Origin of the sequence: Sphingobium sp. AP50, from assembly GCF_900109095.1 — a bacterium.
Classification (GTDB): domain Bacteria; phylum Pseudomonadota; class Alphaproteobacteria; order Sphingomonadales; family Sphingomonadaceae; genus Sphingobium.
In genome coordinates, this window is record NZ_FNYZ01000001.1 from 463,326 (window position 1) to 476,858 (window position 13,533).

The 13,533-nt window shown below is 62.5% G+C and carries 11 protein-coding genes and 1 tRNA gene; 1 reads left to right on the top strand and 11 read right to left on the bottom strand.

The genetic code is table 11. The features are described from left to right. Positions 1–214 precede the first annotated feature (214 nt). The 10 genes from BMY84_RS02370 to BMY84_RS02415 all read right to left on the bottom strand — a co-directional run bounded on the left by BMY84_RS02370 (position 215) and on the right by BMY84_RS02415 (position 9,386). A complete protein-coding gene (locus BMY84_RS02370; protein ID WP_256215016.1) occupies positions 215–865 on the bottom strand; it encodes an HNH endonuclease in 651 nt (216 codons plus the stop codon). Between the two features lie 93 nt (positions 866–958). Next, a tRNA-Val gene (locus BMY84_RS02375) sits at positions 959–1,034 on the bottom strand. 55 nt (positions 1,035–1,089) lie between these two features. Further along, a complete protein-coding gene (locus BMY84_RS02380) occupies positions 1,090–2,106 on the bottom strand; it encodes a winged helix DNA-binding protein (RefSeq protein ID WP_093080077.1) in 1,017 nt (338 codons plus the stop codon). Between the two features lie 234 nt (positions 2,107–2,340). Further along, on the bottom strand, positions 2,341–3,192 hold the full coding sequence (locus BMY84_RS02385) for a D-amino-acid transaminase (protein ID WP_093080080.1): 852 nt from the start codon (positions 3,190–3,192) through the stop codon (positions 2,341–2,343). Between the two features lie 267 nt (positions 3,193–3,459). After that, positions 3,460–3,768 (bottom strand): XRE family transcriptional regulator, encoded by a 309-nt coding sequence (locus BMY84_RS02390; protein WP_371262391.1) that lies wholly within the window; start codon positions 3,766–3,768, stop codon positions 3,460–3,462. A gap of 28 nt (positions 3,769–3,796) precedes the next feature. Continuing rightward, a complete protein-coding gene (locus BMY84_RS02395; RefSeq protein WP_256215017.1) occupies positions 3,797–3,961 on the bottom strand; it encodes a hypothetical protein in 165 nt (54 codons plus the stop codon). Positions 3,962–4,053: 92 nt separating this feature from the next. Next, the gene (rpoN, locus tag BMY84_RS02400) at positions 4,054–5,571 is read right to left on the bottom strand and encodes an RNA polymerase factor sigma-54 (protein ID WP_093080085.1); all 1,518 of its coding nucleotides are present in this window, start codon (positions 5,569–5,571) and stop codon (positions 4,054–4,056) included. 156 nt (positions 5,572–5,727) lie between these two features. Beyond that, on the bottom strand, positions 5,728–6,513 hold the full coding sequence (lptB, locus tag BMY84_RS02405) for an LPS export ABC transporter ATP-binding protein (protein ID WP_093019148.1): 786 nt from the start codon (positions 6,511–6,513) through the stop codon (positions 5,728–5,730). Positions 6,514–6,699: 186 nt separating this feature from the next. After that, positions 6,700–7,173, bottom strand: a complete 474-nt coding sequence (locus BMY84_RS02410; RefSeq protein ID WP_093080088.1) for an Lrp/AsnC family transcriptional regulator — start codon at positions 7,171–7,173, stop codon at positions 6,700–6,702. A 188-nt stretch (positions 7,174–7,361) separates the two neighbouring features. After that, positions 7,362–9,386 (bottom strand): tetratricopeptide repeat-containing sulfotransferase family protein, encoded by a 2,025-nt coding sequence (locus tag BMY84_RS02415; RefSeq protein WP_093081650.1) that lies wholly within the window; start codon positions 9,384–9,386, stop codon positions 7,362–7,364. Positions 9,387–9,784: 398 nt separating this feature from the next. Here BMY84_RS02415 and BMY84_RS02420 point away from each other — a divergent pair, with 398 nt between their 5' ends. Then, positions 9,785–12,412 carry a TonB-dependent receptor gene (locus BMY84_RS02420; RefSeq protein WP_093080090.1) on the top strand — a complete coding sequence of 876 codons (2,628 nt, stop codon included), beginning with the start codon at positions 9,785–9,787 and terminating at the stop codon, positions 12,410–12,412. Positions 12,413–12,986: 574 nt separating this feature from the next. Here BMY84_RS02420 and BMY84_RS02425 read toward each other — a convergent pair. Next, positions 12,987–13,517: a gluconokinase gene (locus BMY84_RS02425; RefSeq protein ID WP_093080093.1), complete on the bottom strand. Its 531-nt coding sequence runs from the start codon at positions 13,515–13,517 to the stop codon at positions 12,987–12,989. Positions 13,518–13,533: the final 16 nt, after the last annotated feature.

Below are 13,533 nucleotides of genomic sequence, written 5' to 3' on the forward strand. Positions count from 1 at the left end.
TGCCATCTGCCAGTTCTCTGGCGGATGGCACCTACAAGTTGTGCGACATCAAAAAAGCGGACGGTCAGCACTTGAGAATAAAAAATTTGATACTGAACGACTGGACTGGGCCGGAGGCGAGCATTTAGCCACTTCTCCAAAGTGCTCCTTTCCTGTTCGTGGTGTCTCAACGCAAAAGTCGCTCACCATTTGAAGCAGTGTTCACGATGCCATGCTAGAAAATGTGGATGAGGCCGGTCTGCCGATCGTCCGGGAAGCAAAGCGCGTTTGCTTCGGTTGATAACGGCATGAATGCCGTCAGGATCGTTCGCTTGTCGTGAACAAGTATCTCCAGTTCGTCGCTCAGACTGATCAAGCCGCGATCGAACATCCAATGGGCTGTGCCGGACAGGGCAAGCCCGTTGTTGATTGTATCCGGTCCATTGGCTTCGACCGGTCGGATATGCGCGGCCTGAACTTCAGCCCTGCCGCCGCCATTTATGAGTTTCAGGCCGGTGATCGCACATCGCTCGTCATAAGCTCTCAGCACCAATCTTCGAAACACGCGGTTTCGAACGATGCGGGATGAAAAATGATCGATCCGGGTTCGCTCTTCGTCCTGAAAAATGAAGGGTTCACGCACATCGCGCAGCATGGCTGGCTCCTCTACGATCGTTTCGCGCGGCAGAATCGGTGTCGCCTCAGCCAAGCCGACCGAGATGATCCGGTTGAAATCGGCAGCCGAAATTTCTCTCACGGCTGACTGCGCTCGTCCGGAGATTCGCCCGGCATCGTTCAGGACGCCACGTTCTACCGGTCCTTCTGCGCCACTGAATGGAACCGGGTTGATGAACTCGAGATACGTGCCAGGCTCGTGCTTCGCCATTCTCTCGGGATACACGGCGGATACACAGAGCTGAGCTTTTCATCGGCACATCCCTGCGATATGGCCAAAAACCGCGCTTTTCCGCGGGTTTTATGGTGGGCGATGACGGGCTCGAACCGCCGACATTCTCGGTGTAAACGAGACGCTCTACCAACTGAGCTAATCGCCCCCTGTTCGGGAAGCGCCTATCTAGGCGAAAAAGCGCGGCGGTCAAGCGCTGAGCATCAATTGCTGAGGAAACGGCGGCTGGCGCCGAACCAGCGGGCGAGGGAGTCAGCGGCATCCTGTGCCAGGGCGATGAAGACGCGACGGCCGTCGAGGGGATCGGCCTGCCGTTCGACCAGCCCCTTGTCGGTCAGGGTGCGTATCCAGCGCAGTGCCGTGGTCGGCGGCACAGCGGCGGCGATGCACAGGCTGGAGACGGACACCCGTTCCTGTTCCAGTCGGGCGGCGAACAAGTCGAGCAGCATATCCCAGGCCGGATCGGCAAACAGGTCGCCGGGCAGGAAATCGGCGCGGATGCGGCGGGCGCGCAGCATGTCGCGAATCTGCGCGGCGGAGACGGTGGGGGCGGATTTTTCGGCCGGCGTCGTTTGCGGAACGGTGCCGATCGGGGAAAGCACCGGCATGCCGATATAGTCGCTCGGCCGGTCCGCCATGCGCGGGCCAAGGTCAAAGCCGGGCACGGCGCTAAGGTGGCTGCGCTGGGTCAGGACATCGATGGTGCGGGCGAGGCGGGCGACTTCCTCGCTCAATTGTTGCAGCCGGATGCTGTCCCGGTCGCCTTCATGCACGCGGCCGATTACGGGGCGCTGTTGGCGTGCGGTGACCAGGGCGGCCGCCAGTTCGGTGCGATCAGGGTCGCAGAGCAGCTGCGAATAGGGGCTGCGCAGGCAGGCGAAAGCGAGTTCGACCGTTTCCCACCCCGTGACCAATATGACGGCCATGCCGGTGTGGATCGCCTGGGTTTCGATCTGGACCAGCAACTGCTCCAGCATCGGCATGGCGGCGGGGCAGAAGAGCAGCAGCGTATCGCACTGGCTCTGCGCATCCAGCCGGGCCATGGCGTCGGCCAGCGGGGTGACGCCCAGCAATCGCAGGCCGGCCGCCTGCGCTACAGGCTCCAGGGCGTCGCGATCGATCCGGTCGGCCAGCACGAGCAGGCTGCTGCGCGCATCGGGCGCGGCAACCGGATCGGCCTGACCGCCGGCGGGGAGGGCGTAGGAAAAATCTTCCATCATGATCCGAATCCCGTTCTATCTTCGTTCCCGAGACTAAAGCAAGAACGGATCGGATCAGCCCGATAAAGGGCCGTTATGAAGATAAACTGGACCGGAAGGCGGGATTTGGCCGGATGAGGCGGTGGCTGGCGCTCATTTCCCTCCACCTTGCCACCATATTGGCGGCAGGGCAGAGGAAATTTCCTGTCGTTCCGTAGGGATCGGGCGGATCACTCCATTATGGAGTGATCTCCCTCAAACCGCCGTGGCGCGGGCGAAGTCGATATAGAGGGCGCGCAGGCGGGTGGCGACCGGGCCGGGCGTGCCGTCGCCAACCGGCTGGCCGTCGATCCGGACGATCGGCAGGCAGAAGGTCGATGCGCTGGTCATGAAGGCTTCTTTCGCGGCGAGCGCTTCGGCGATGGTGAAGGGGCGGCGGATGACCGCGATGCCGCTTTCCTCCGCCAGCGCGGTGAGCGCCGCGCCGGTGCAGCCTGCCAGCACCGACTGGCTGTAGGGGCGGGTGACGATGCCTTCGTCGGCGACGATGAAGGCGGTGGAGGAGGCGCCTTCGGTAACGAAGCCGTCCTCGATCATCCAGGCTTCCTGCGCGCCGGCATCCTTGGCGACCTGCTTGGCGATCGCCTGGGCGAGCAGGCCAACGCTCTTGATGTCGCGCCGCGCCCAGCGCTGGTCGGGCATGGTAGCGACTGCGATGCCGGTGCTGGCGGCGGGCATGTCGATGAAATTCTTTTCCTGCACGAACATGAACAGGGTCGGTTGCAGGCCGGCGGGGGCGATGAAGTCGCGGGTCGTGTCGGCGCCGCGGGTGATCTGGAGATAAACCAGCCCCTGCGACAGATCGTTGCGGGCGACCAGTTCCTTCTGCGCGGCCTCTATCGCGTCCAGCGACATCGGCAGGCTGATGCCGATCGCGGCGGTGGAGCGTTCCAGCCGGGCGAGATGGCTGGCGCTGTCGATCAGCCGCCCTTCGATTACGGCGGCGACTTCGTAAATACCGTCGGCGAACAGGAAGCCGCGATCGAGCGGGGAAATGCGGACTTCGTCCAGCGGCAAAAAGCTGCCGTTCAGATAGGCGACGGACATGGGAAAAGGGCGATCCTTATCGATGGGCGTTGCCGGATGCCTTTGCCGCTCGCGGGGGCGGGGTCAAGCGGGCCGCAGGGTGATAGGGGGCGCAACTTTTGGAATGGGGGCGGGCGGGAATAGGATTTCCGATGCTTAACTTCGCATATTTCCCATGGATCGTGACATTTTATTATGTGGCGCTGATCCTATCGGAAAGTCCGGTGGGGTGGACGATCGGTCATTTTCTGACAGGAACAGGCGGAGTAGGACAGCGTGCCTGCGTGTTCAGGCCGCGTCCTTGGTATCGAGTTCGCCGATACCGGTCAGGATGAAGGCGCCGGTTTCGGGCAGTTCGACGCGCAGTTCCAGCTTGCCGCCGGCAGCTTCCACGAAACGGCGCAGCGTGGACAGATAGAGATCGGTCTGGCGCTCGATCTTGAGGACCGAGGGTTGCTTGATGCCCAGGCTCTGGGCGATCTGTTCCTGACTGCGTTGCGCCAGCTTCCGCAGCGCCTTCAACCCTTCGATCTCGGCATGCATCTCCGCCGCGCGGGCGCGGATGCGATCCTGCCGTTCCTGGGGGAGGGAAGCCATGACCTCCTCATGCGTGCGACCCATCTGCTTATCCTTTCTCACTTTCCAGATGCTCGGTGAAGCGAGCATCAGCCTTGCTGATCAATGACTTGTAGAAACGCTTTTGCGCCACGTCTGCCTTGTCTCCGGCAACGAGGATGATCGCCTGTCGCTTGGGATCGAAGGCGTCGTGATAGAGAACCGTCCATGGCATGAGCAGGTATATAGCTTAAGGGCTATGCAGTGGCCATAGGTTGCAGGCTATTGTTTATTACAGTCTTTTGCCGCTTCGAATAATGTTTTTGATCAAGCCGCCTTGCCCTTGAGCGCTTTCTGCCGTCGTCTTTGCACTGAGGAGCCGATCCCCATCGCCTCGCGATATTTCGCCACTGTGCGGCGGGCTATGTCCATGCCCTTGGCGCGCAGCATGTCTACCAGCGTGTCGTCGGACAGGATCGCCTGCGGGTCTTCGGCCGAAATCAGCGCCTTGATGTGGCTCTTGACCGCTTCGGCCGAGACCGATCCGCCATCGCCGCCCGAGGAGGAGACGCCGCTGGTGAAGAAATATTTGAGTTCGTAGAGGCCGCGCGGGCAGGAGAGATATTTGTTGGAGGTGACGCGGCTGATCGTGCTTTCATGCATGCCGATCGCGTCGGCGACGGCCTTGAGCGTCAAGGGCTTCAGATGCGCGACGCCCTGATGGAAGAAAGCTTCCTGCTGTTGCAGGATTTCGCTCGCCACCTTGATGATCGTCTTTTGCCGCTGGTCCAGCGCCTTGACCAGCCAGTTGGCGCTGGCGAGGCAGTCGGCCAGCCAGGCCTTGCTATTCTTGTCCTGCGGGCCGTGCGACAGTTCGACATAATAGCTGCGGTTCACCAGCACGCGGGGCAGAGTGGCGCTGTTGATCTCGATCGCCCAGCCGCTTTTGACCGGGCGCACGAACAGGTCGGGCGTCACCGGCGCGGCGCGATCACTGGCGAAGCGCAGACCGGGCTTGGGATCATAGCCGCGCAGTTCGGCGATCATGTCGGCCATATCCTCCTCATCCACGCCGCAGATGCGCCGCAACTGGGGCAGGGCGCCCTTGGCCAGCAGGTCGAGATTGGCCAGCAGGCGGGCCATGCAGGGATCGTAGCGGTCGGCCTCCTTCGCCTGAAGCGCGAGGCATTCGGACAGGCTGCGGGCGCCGACGCCGGTGGGATCGAAGCCGTGGATGACGCCCAGCACCCGCTCCACATCATAGAGCGGAACGCCCAGCGCATGGGCGGTGGCCAGCAGGTTCGCCTCCAGATAGCCGGCATCGTCGATCTGGCCGATCAACTGGATCGCGATGATCAGGTCCATGTCGCCCAGCGCGGCGCGGGCCTGATCCATCAGATGCACCTGAAGCCCGACATCGGGCGCGGCGAAACTGTCGAAATCGGGCGCGTCCTCGCTATAGCTGCCCGACAGCGCGTCCATGCCGCCACCGCCGGCCCCCATCGCTGCCTGATCGGCCGGGCCATCGTCAATGAAGGTGTCGGCACCATGATCGACGTCCAGCGGATTGTCCGCGCCGCCAAGGCCCTGCGCGATCAGATCGTCTGCGCTCCCTGTTTCGGCGGAGAGGGTGGGCTGTTCCACGTCCCGGTCGATGCCATCGGGGGCTGGCGGGCCATCATCCGCGCCACCGGATTCCAGCAGCGGGTTCTTTTCCAGTTCGCCCGCGACGAAGGCTTCAATCTCCAGATTGGAGAGGGTCAGCAGCTTGATCGCCTGCTGGAGCTGCGGGGTCATCACCAGAGACTGGCTCTGGCGGATGTCGAGGCGCGGCCCGAGCGCCATTATAGAACGAGCCCCGGCGCTTTCGTCATTGCGAGCGTAGCGAAGCAATCCATGCGCGTGACCATGGATTGCTTCGCTACGCTCGCAATGACGCGGTGCCTGTGCGGCACGACGGCCCACGCCCTGATCAGAGGAAGAGCGTGTTCCTGTGCCATATTACAACTGGAAATTCTCGCCCAGATAGAGGCGGCGGACGTCGGCATTGGCGACCAGTTCGGTCGGGCTGCCGGCGAACAGCACCTGACCGCTGTAGATGATGCAGGCGCGGTCGACGATTTCCAGCGTCTCGCGGACATTATGGTCGGTGATCAGCACGCCGATGCCGCGCGTCTTCAAATCCTTCACCAGATCGCGAATGTCGGCGATGGAAAGCGGATCGATGCCGGCAAAGGGCTCGTCCAGCAGTACGATAGATGGGTTGGCCGCCAGCGCGCGGGCGATTTCGCAGCGGCGGCGTTCACCGCCCGACAGTGCCATCGCCGCCGAATCGCGCAGCCGCGCCAGCCCGAATTCGGACAATAGCTGTTCCAGCCGGGCTTCGCGCGCTGCCTTGTCCGGCTCGGCCAGTTCCAGCACCGCGCCGATATTCTGCGCCACGGTCATGCTGCGGAAAATGGAGGTTTCCTGCGGCAGATAGCCGAGGCCCAGGATCGCGCGGCGATACATGGGCAGGTTGGTGATATCCTGTCCGTCGAGCACGATCCGGCCATGGTCCGGGCGCACCAGCCCCATCACCGAATAGAAGCAGGTGGTCTTGCCCGCGCCATTGGGGCCGAGCAGGCCGACCACTTCGCCCTTGCCCACGGTCAGCGACACATCGGTCAGCACCGCGCGCTTGTCATAGCTTTTCGCGATCGAAATGACCGACAGGCCTTCGCCCACTTCCTGCGGGATTTGCGGCCGGGTGGCCTCCGTCCTGTCCTGGGTCGTCACGTCGTCCATCCGTTCATCCTTGCAGCCAGTCGACCCTGTGGCAGGGGAATTGGGTCGCGCGCGGCTATTTGGCAAGCTTTGTGCATGGGAATGGCGCCGGGGCAAGGAGAAAATTGGTGCGGCGCACCCGGAACGGGACCGGTTGGAGTGTGGGCCGGTGCGGATGCGCCAAGGGCGCACTATTCAAAAAGACTCTCAGCGGACGGGAAGCGCCGTTTCATATTTGGTGGTCGACAAGGCGAATTGGGAAGAGGCACCCGCGACCGAGGGATGTTTGAGCAGGGTGCGCATCAGGAAATGCTCATAGTCGGCGACGTCCGACGCCACGACCCGCATCAGATAATCCCATTCGCCCGACATGGAATAGCATTCCATCACCTGTTCATGGCCGCGTACGAAATCCTCGAAGGCGGCGATCGCCTCGCCCGAAAATTCCTTCATGCGGACATGGCACAGCACGATGACGCCCTGACCCAGAGCATAGGGATCGGCGAGCCAGACCGCGCGGCGGAGCAGGCCCTGATCCTGAAGCGCGCGGACCCGGCGCCAACAGGATGGGCCGGTGCTGCCGACGCGATCGGCCAGTTCGGCATTGCTGAGCGTGGCGTCGCGCTGCAACTCCGTGAGAATGCGGCGGTCGAGGGCATCGAGGGTGGAAAGATTGGTCATGAAAGGATGCTATCATGAGAGATATGTTCGGTCATGCGGCGTGTGGCGCTCATATAGGGTCGTCATTGCGAGCGCAGCGAAGCAATCCACGGCGCACCATTGGATTGCTTCGCTGCGCTCGCAATGACGGAGTGGAAAGGCAAGGTTGCCCAAGTCAATGGCGCCGGAGCGGAACCGCTTCGGCCTGTTCAGCCCACCGCCGGCGCGTCAGGATAGGCGGGGAGCACCGGTCCCAGCGCTTCTTCCAGCGGGCCGAGCCATGGCGCGAAATGGCGCCAGTGATCGACGCCGTCGGTGTAGATGGGCTGGCGCACCTGTTCGGAACTGGCGGTGCGCACGGCGCGCTTGTTGCGCCAGAAGGACAGGCAGGCCTCCTCGAACGGCAGGCCCAGATGATCGAACAGACGCGCGACTTCGCCCGGCGTGTCGGCGACCATGCGTTCGTAGAGGACGCGATGGACCCGGCCGGGCAAGGCGGCGTCGAAATCCGCCATCAGGCCGACATAGGCGCGATAGTAGCGCCCAATATCGGTCAGGTCGTAGGTGAAGGATTGGCCGCGCGCGAAATGCTGTTTCCATCCCGAGAAACAGCAGCCCATCGGGTGGCGGCGCGCGTCGATGATCTTCGCATGAGGCAGGATCAACTGGATCAGGCCGACATGCTGCCAGTTATTGGGCAGCTTGTCGATGAAATGGGGCTTGTCGCTCTGGCGATGGATGCGGGTGCGGTCGAGATATTCCTCGCCCAGTCGGGTTCGGTCGGCGGGGGTGAGGGAGGCGATCATCGCGGCGAAATCGGTAAATTCGCCCTCGTCTACGCGCGATTGCAGGCGGCCTGCGATGGCCATCAGATCGGGCAATTCCATCGTGCCTTCGATCTGGCTGTGGCTGGAGAGGATCTGCTCGACCAGAGTCGATCCGGAGCGGGGCAGGCCGACGATGAAAATCGGGTCGGGCGCAGGGCAGCCGCCGGGGCCGCTGGCGGCAAGGAAGGGCGCGGTGAAGGTGGCGGCGGTCGCCTGCACCTCTGCGCCGAAGCTGTCGGCATCATGCAGGACCATCGTCCGGCGCAGGCGGTTGCCCCGGTCATAATGGGCGAAGGCGGTGGGATAGGCGCCCGCATCCTCCAGTGCTTTGCCCAGCGAGAAATGGAGGTGGAAAATATCCTCTGCGCGGCTTTCCGCCTCCGGTTCCAGCGTGGCGAGCGCCTGCTCCATCGTCGCGATATCGGCGGCGTCCAGCGTTACCGTCTTGAGGTTGGCGAGGCTCCACCAGGCTTCGCCCATGGTCGGTTGGTGCCCGACCGCCTGCCGATAGGCGTGAACGGCGTCGCCCTGTTCCCCCAGCGTTTTCAGCGCATGACCGAGATTTTGCCAGACCTGCGGTTGGTCCGCCTTGGCCGCCAGCAGCCGTTCGTAGATCAGCTTCGCGCCGGTCTGGTCGCCCAGTCGCACCAGCACCGATGCCTTGAGCAGGGCGTAACCGGGATTGGGGATTGGGGAGGATTGCAGGATTTCGGCATGGTCGAGTGCTTCGGAAAGGCCGTTGGTCTGGAGCAGCAGGCGGACGAGAAAGTCGCGGGCGAGATCGAAGCCGGGGGCGCTTTCTACGGCGTGGCGCACCTGTTCCAGCGCCGCCATCATGTCGCCGCGCCGCCACAGGATTTCCCCGCGCAGGCGGATGGCAGGGGGATCGTCTCGACTGGCCAGCATCGCTTCGGCCTCGTTCAGCCGTTCCTCGCGCATAGCGATTGCCGCCTCCAGCAGGGCGCGGTCGCGGGTCGAGGCGTGGATGCCCGACAGGTCGGCGCGCCAGGCATCCTGATCCCGCCCGGCTTTGCGCAACTGGGTGGCGAGCAGGAACCAGCCGGATGCCACGGCGGGTTGCTGCCGGGTCAGGCCGTCGAGCGCGGCGATGGCGCGGCCGGTGTCGCCCGCTTCGTCCGCCACCTGCGCCAGTTCCCATAGCACGGCGGGGATGCGCGATTGGGTGCGGGCAAGGACAGTGAGGCGGGTCAGCGCGGGCTGTGTCTGGCCCAGACGGCGCAGCGCCTGACAGGCGATCAGTTCGGCAGGGGGCAGGCCGGGCGCCTGCTGCAGGATCGCTTCGGCCTGCGCCAGCGCGCGCGCCGGTTCCCTGTCCAGATGGCGCGCCGCCTGCCCCAGCGCCTGCTGCATCGTCGCGGAACCGGAGAGCGTGCCGGCGCTTGCCATCATGTCCTAATTTCCTTCCGCATCGCACCATGAAGAGGATTTTGCGGCTGCGCAATGATGCTGTTGGAAGGCCTGAAATTAAGCTGTTGACTCCTGCTTGCGTAACAGCATTATCAATGTTGGACGAGCGTCATGGAATGACTGAAGTTCAAGGGGTTTAAAGACATATTGCAAAAGCCGCGTCGTGGTGCGGCAGGCTTGGAAGCAGGGATTTGCTTCCGGCTGCGGGAGCATGTGCTCTTGCGGTGGCCGGGATCGAACATGTCCGCAAGGGCAGGGTGCATTGCGTCATAAGCACACGGGCAAACCGTGGGACGGGAGAGCGACAAGGGAGGCTTCGTTTCTACAGGGGGAGTCCAGATAATATGAAAAGCCAGTCTCATCGCCGGTCGCATTTGATGAAGATACTGGGCGTGACCACCATCCTGGCGGGGCTTGGCGCCCCCAGCATGGCATCAGCGCAGGAACCCGCCGAAACGGCAGTGCCGCAGGCCGCCGAAGAGCAGGGCCTGGGCGAAATCGTGGTGACGGCGACGCGCAGCGCGCAAAGCATCCAGAAAGTCCCGATTTCCATGCAGGCGCTGGGTGCCGAGACGCTGACGCAGCGGCAGGTCAAGGGACTGAGCGACTTCGCCGCCCTGCTGCCGTCCGTGTCGTTCGAAGGGATCGGGCCGGGCCGCAACACCGCCTTCTTCCGCGGCATCGTGCCGGCGGGCGGCGCCTATGCCTCGGTCGGCTATTATCTGGACGATATCCCCATCACCGGGACCGAAGTGCCCGATATCCACGCCTATGACATGGAGCGTGTCGAGGCGCTGTCCGGGCCGCAGGGGACGCTTTATGGCGCGGGGTCATTGTCGGGCACGATCCGCCTGATCACCAACAAGCCCACTCTGGACAAGTTCGAATTCGGCTATGACGTCGAAGCCAATAAATATGGCAAGGGTGACTTTGGCGGGCAACTGGAATCCTATATCAACGTGCCGGTCAGCGATACGCTGGCGATCCGCGCTATGGGCTATTACCGGCGCGATGGCGGCTATATCGACAATAAGCCCAACAACGGCACGCTGAACAATGGCGATCCGGCCGTCTATAATCTGGGCGATACCAACCCGCTGACCTTTTATAATCTAGACAATAGCGACATTGCTAAGGACGATTATAACACGATCAAGGAATTTGGCGGGCGCCTGCAATTGCTGTGGGAGCCGGTCGACGGATGGTCGTTCAACCCGTCTATCACCGCGCAGAAGCAGGTCGCGAACGGCTATTTCGGCTATGACCCGCGCGTCGGCGATCTGGAAGTCCATGACTATGACCAGACGAAGAATGACGACCGCTGGTATCAGGCGGCGCTGTCGATTCATGGCCATATCGGCGATTTCGAGGTCGTTTCGGCCACCGGCTACTTCAAGCGGCGCACTCGCACGCTGAACGACTATACCTATTACACCGTCACCTATGATGGCTTTGGCGGTGGCTATGAAAGCTATCTGCAATTTTTCGATGCGGCCGGTTGTACCGGGTCGGGCGACAGCCTGAAATGCACCACCCTGCTCGATCCGACGCAATATTATCATGCCGATACCAAGCGGAACAAGTTCACGCAGGAATTGCGCATCTCCACGCCCAAAAGCTGGCCGTTCGACGTGACGATCGGCGGCTTTTATCAGCGGCAGTCGAACAAGCTGAACACCTATTATGCGATCCGCGGGCTGGAAAATGTCGTGGGCTATACCGCGGCCTGCGCCTATTCGGTGGTGGAGGATGTCTGCGACGGCAATGAAACCACGCTGGATGGCTTTGGCATTCCGGAGTCCGCTGGCGGGACGATGGTGGTCGGCAATCCGGCGGCGAAGGGCGATGGCTATTATATTGTCGAACAGAACCAGCTTTATCATGACAAGGCGATCTTCGCCGAAGGCCATTACAACATCACGCCGACCGTGAAGGTGACGGGCGGCATCCGCTATTTCTGGACGGATTATTCGGTCGTCGGTTTCGCGGGTGTCGCGGCGTCCGCGCAGGCGGTCGGGTGCGAAACGCCCTTGCCGGCGGATCAGCGCCTGACCTGCCTCAACACCAATCCGCTCGCGGATGACCGGACGGGCCGCTACAAGGAAAATGGCGAAACGCACAAGGTTGCGGTCGACTGGCAGATCACGCCCGACAAGATGGTCTACGCCAATTATTCGACTGGCTTCCGTCCCGGCGGCTTCAACCGGCCGCTGCGCATTCGCGCCACCGCGACGACGCCCTCTTTCCTGGCCGCCATTCCGGCGTTCGAATCGGAAACGCTGACCAATTATGAATTGGGTGTCAAAACGACCTGGAACAATATCTTCCGCCTGAACGCCGCCATCTACTTCGAAAAATGGAATAATATCCAATATGGCGTCGTCGTGGCCGGTGCGCAGGGCGCGGGTATGACCGGCAATGCGGGCAAGGCGGAAGTGAAGGGTATCGAATATGATGCCAGCCTGAAGCTGGGCAAGATCACCATCAGTTCGTCGGGCGCCTATAATGACGCCAAGCTGAAGGGCGATTTTTGCAACTTCGCGGTCAATGCCGAGACGGCGTCCATTTCCCAGCTTTCGAGCTGTTCGCAGGACGACTTTATCGAGGGCAATCCGCCGATCCCGACCGTGGCGGCGGCGGACGGTACGCGCCTGCCGCGCCAGCCCAAATTCAAGGGCACGACGTCGATCCGCTATGACACGATGCTCGGCGACTATAGCGGCTTCCTTCAGGGGGCGGCGCTCTACCAGACCGGGGCGACGCAGGATCTGAACGTCAACGCCAATGAATTGCTGGGCAGCACGAAGGGCTTCATCAGCTTCGATTTCTCCGGCGGGATCAAGAAGGACAACTGGACGCTTAGCTTCTTCCTGCAAAACGCCTTCGACAAGCGCGGGCAGTTGACCAAGAATACCTTCTGCTCGATCGACTTCTGCGCCAATTCCTCGCGTACATTCACGATCAAGCCGCAGTTCTTCGGCCTGCGTTTCGGCCAGAAATTCTGACGAGGCAGGGAGAGGCCATGCGTGCCGCCGTCGGACCGGGAGGTTCGGCGGCGGTTTGCATTTGGCTATGCGGGGCGGTCGCCGGAGTGGTGCGACAGGTGTTTCATAATGTTCACGCGGAGGCGCTGCGCAAACCCTCCTCGTCTCCGCATGGATCAAAAGGAAGATTTCGCGCAGAGGCACAGAGAGCGCACAGGAGGTTGTCACTCTCGCTCTGGCTTCACTCCGCGGCCTTTAGCGCAAAACATCCAGCCGCCGCCACGCAATATCATGATAGGCACGCTGTTTTTGTACGAGGGCAAGTTGATCGTATCGAACGTGGGGAGACACAGTTGCTGGTAATTATCCCATCCTGCGGCGCGGATTTGTTAGCGATATGTCGTCAGGTGCGTTGCGTAGCAGCCTGACAGGCATCGACCAAAAACGCACCGGCTGGTCTTTCACAGGCGCGTGATAATTGGTCGATATATGTCTTCGCTCCTGACGCCTCAACGCACTCGGACGACGATGTACCAATTGGATATGGCGGCCCTCCGAGTGAATGGCTCACTCTCGCCGCTTTGCGACCGCAATCCTATCCCAGCCAGTCCAGCACCCGGTCGCGCAGCACGTCCGGCGGCATATCCGTCGTCAGGATCATCGCCCCTTCCTCCGGCAGCGGCGGCTCCAGCGTGGCGAGCTGGCTGTCGAGCAGGCTGGCGGGCATATAATGGCCCGGCCGGTTGCCCACCCGCGCCAGCAGGGCATCCCGATCATTGTCGAGCAGGATGAAATGCACCGGCACGCCGATCGCCGTGCGCAGCCGGTCGCGATAGGTGCGTTTCAGCGCGGAGCAAGCGGCGACCGCCACGCCCTGTGCCGCCACCCTGTCGGCGATCGCCGCGCCCAGACGGTCGAGCCAGGGCCAGCGATCCGCATCGGTCAGCGCCTGTCCGCCGCGCATCTTCTCCACCGCCGCCGCCGAATGATAGCTGTCGCCCTCCAGAAAGGGACAGTCCAGCGCCTGCGCCAGCAGCGCGCCCAGCGTCGACTTGCCACAGCCGCTCACCCCCATGACGATGACGGCGCGGGCAGCAGCAGGGGCAGGGTCGGCGGAAATCGGCAAGCGGGCGTCCTTGTGC

Bases quoted from the DNA above. Each gene is read 5' to 3' on its own strand.
- BMY84_RS02370 (WP_256215016.1), bottom strand. From the start codon at position 865: ATGGCGAAGCACGAGCCTGGCACGTATCTCGAGTTCATCAACCCGGTT.
- BMY84_RS02380 (WP_093080077.1), bottom strand. From the start codon at position 2,106: ATGATGGAAGATTTTTCCTACGCCCTCCCCGCCGGCGGTCAGGCCGAT.
- BMY84_RS02385 (WP_093080080.1), bottom strand. From the start codon at position 3,192: ATGTCCGTCGCCTATCTGAACGGCAGCTTTTTGCCGCTGGACGAAGTC.
- BMY84_RS02390 (WP_371262391.1), bottom strand. From the start codon at position 3,768: ATGGCTTCCCTCCCCCAGGAACGGCAGGATCGCATCCGCGCCCGCGCG.
- BMY84_RS02395 (WP_256215017.1), bottom strand. From the start codon at position 3,961: ATGCCATGGACGGTTCTCTATCACGACGCCTTCGATCCCAAGCGACAG.
- rpoN (WP_093080085.1), bottom strand. From the start codon at position 5,571: ATGGCGCTCGGGCCGCGCCTCGACATCCGCCAGAGCCAGTCTCTGGTG.
- lptB (WP_093019148.1), bottom strand. From the start codon at position 6,513: ATGGACGACGTGACGACCCAGGACAGGACGGAGGCCACCCGGCCGCAA.
- BMY84_RS02410 (WP_093080088.1), bottom strand. From the start codon at position 7,173: ATGACCAATCTTTCCACCCTCGATGCCCTCGACCGCCGCATTCTCACG.
- BMY84_RS02415 (WP_093081650.1), bottom strand. From the start codon at position 9,386: ATGGCAAGCGCCGGCACGCTCTCCGGTTCCGCGACGATGCAGCAGGCG.
- BMY84_RS02420 (WP_093080090.1), top strand. From the start codon at position 9,785: ATGAAGATACTGGGCGTGACCACCATCCTGGCGGGGCTTGGCGCCCCC.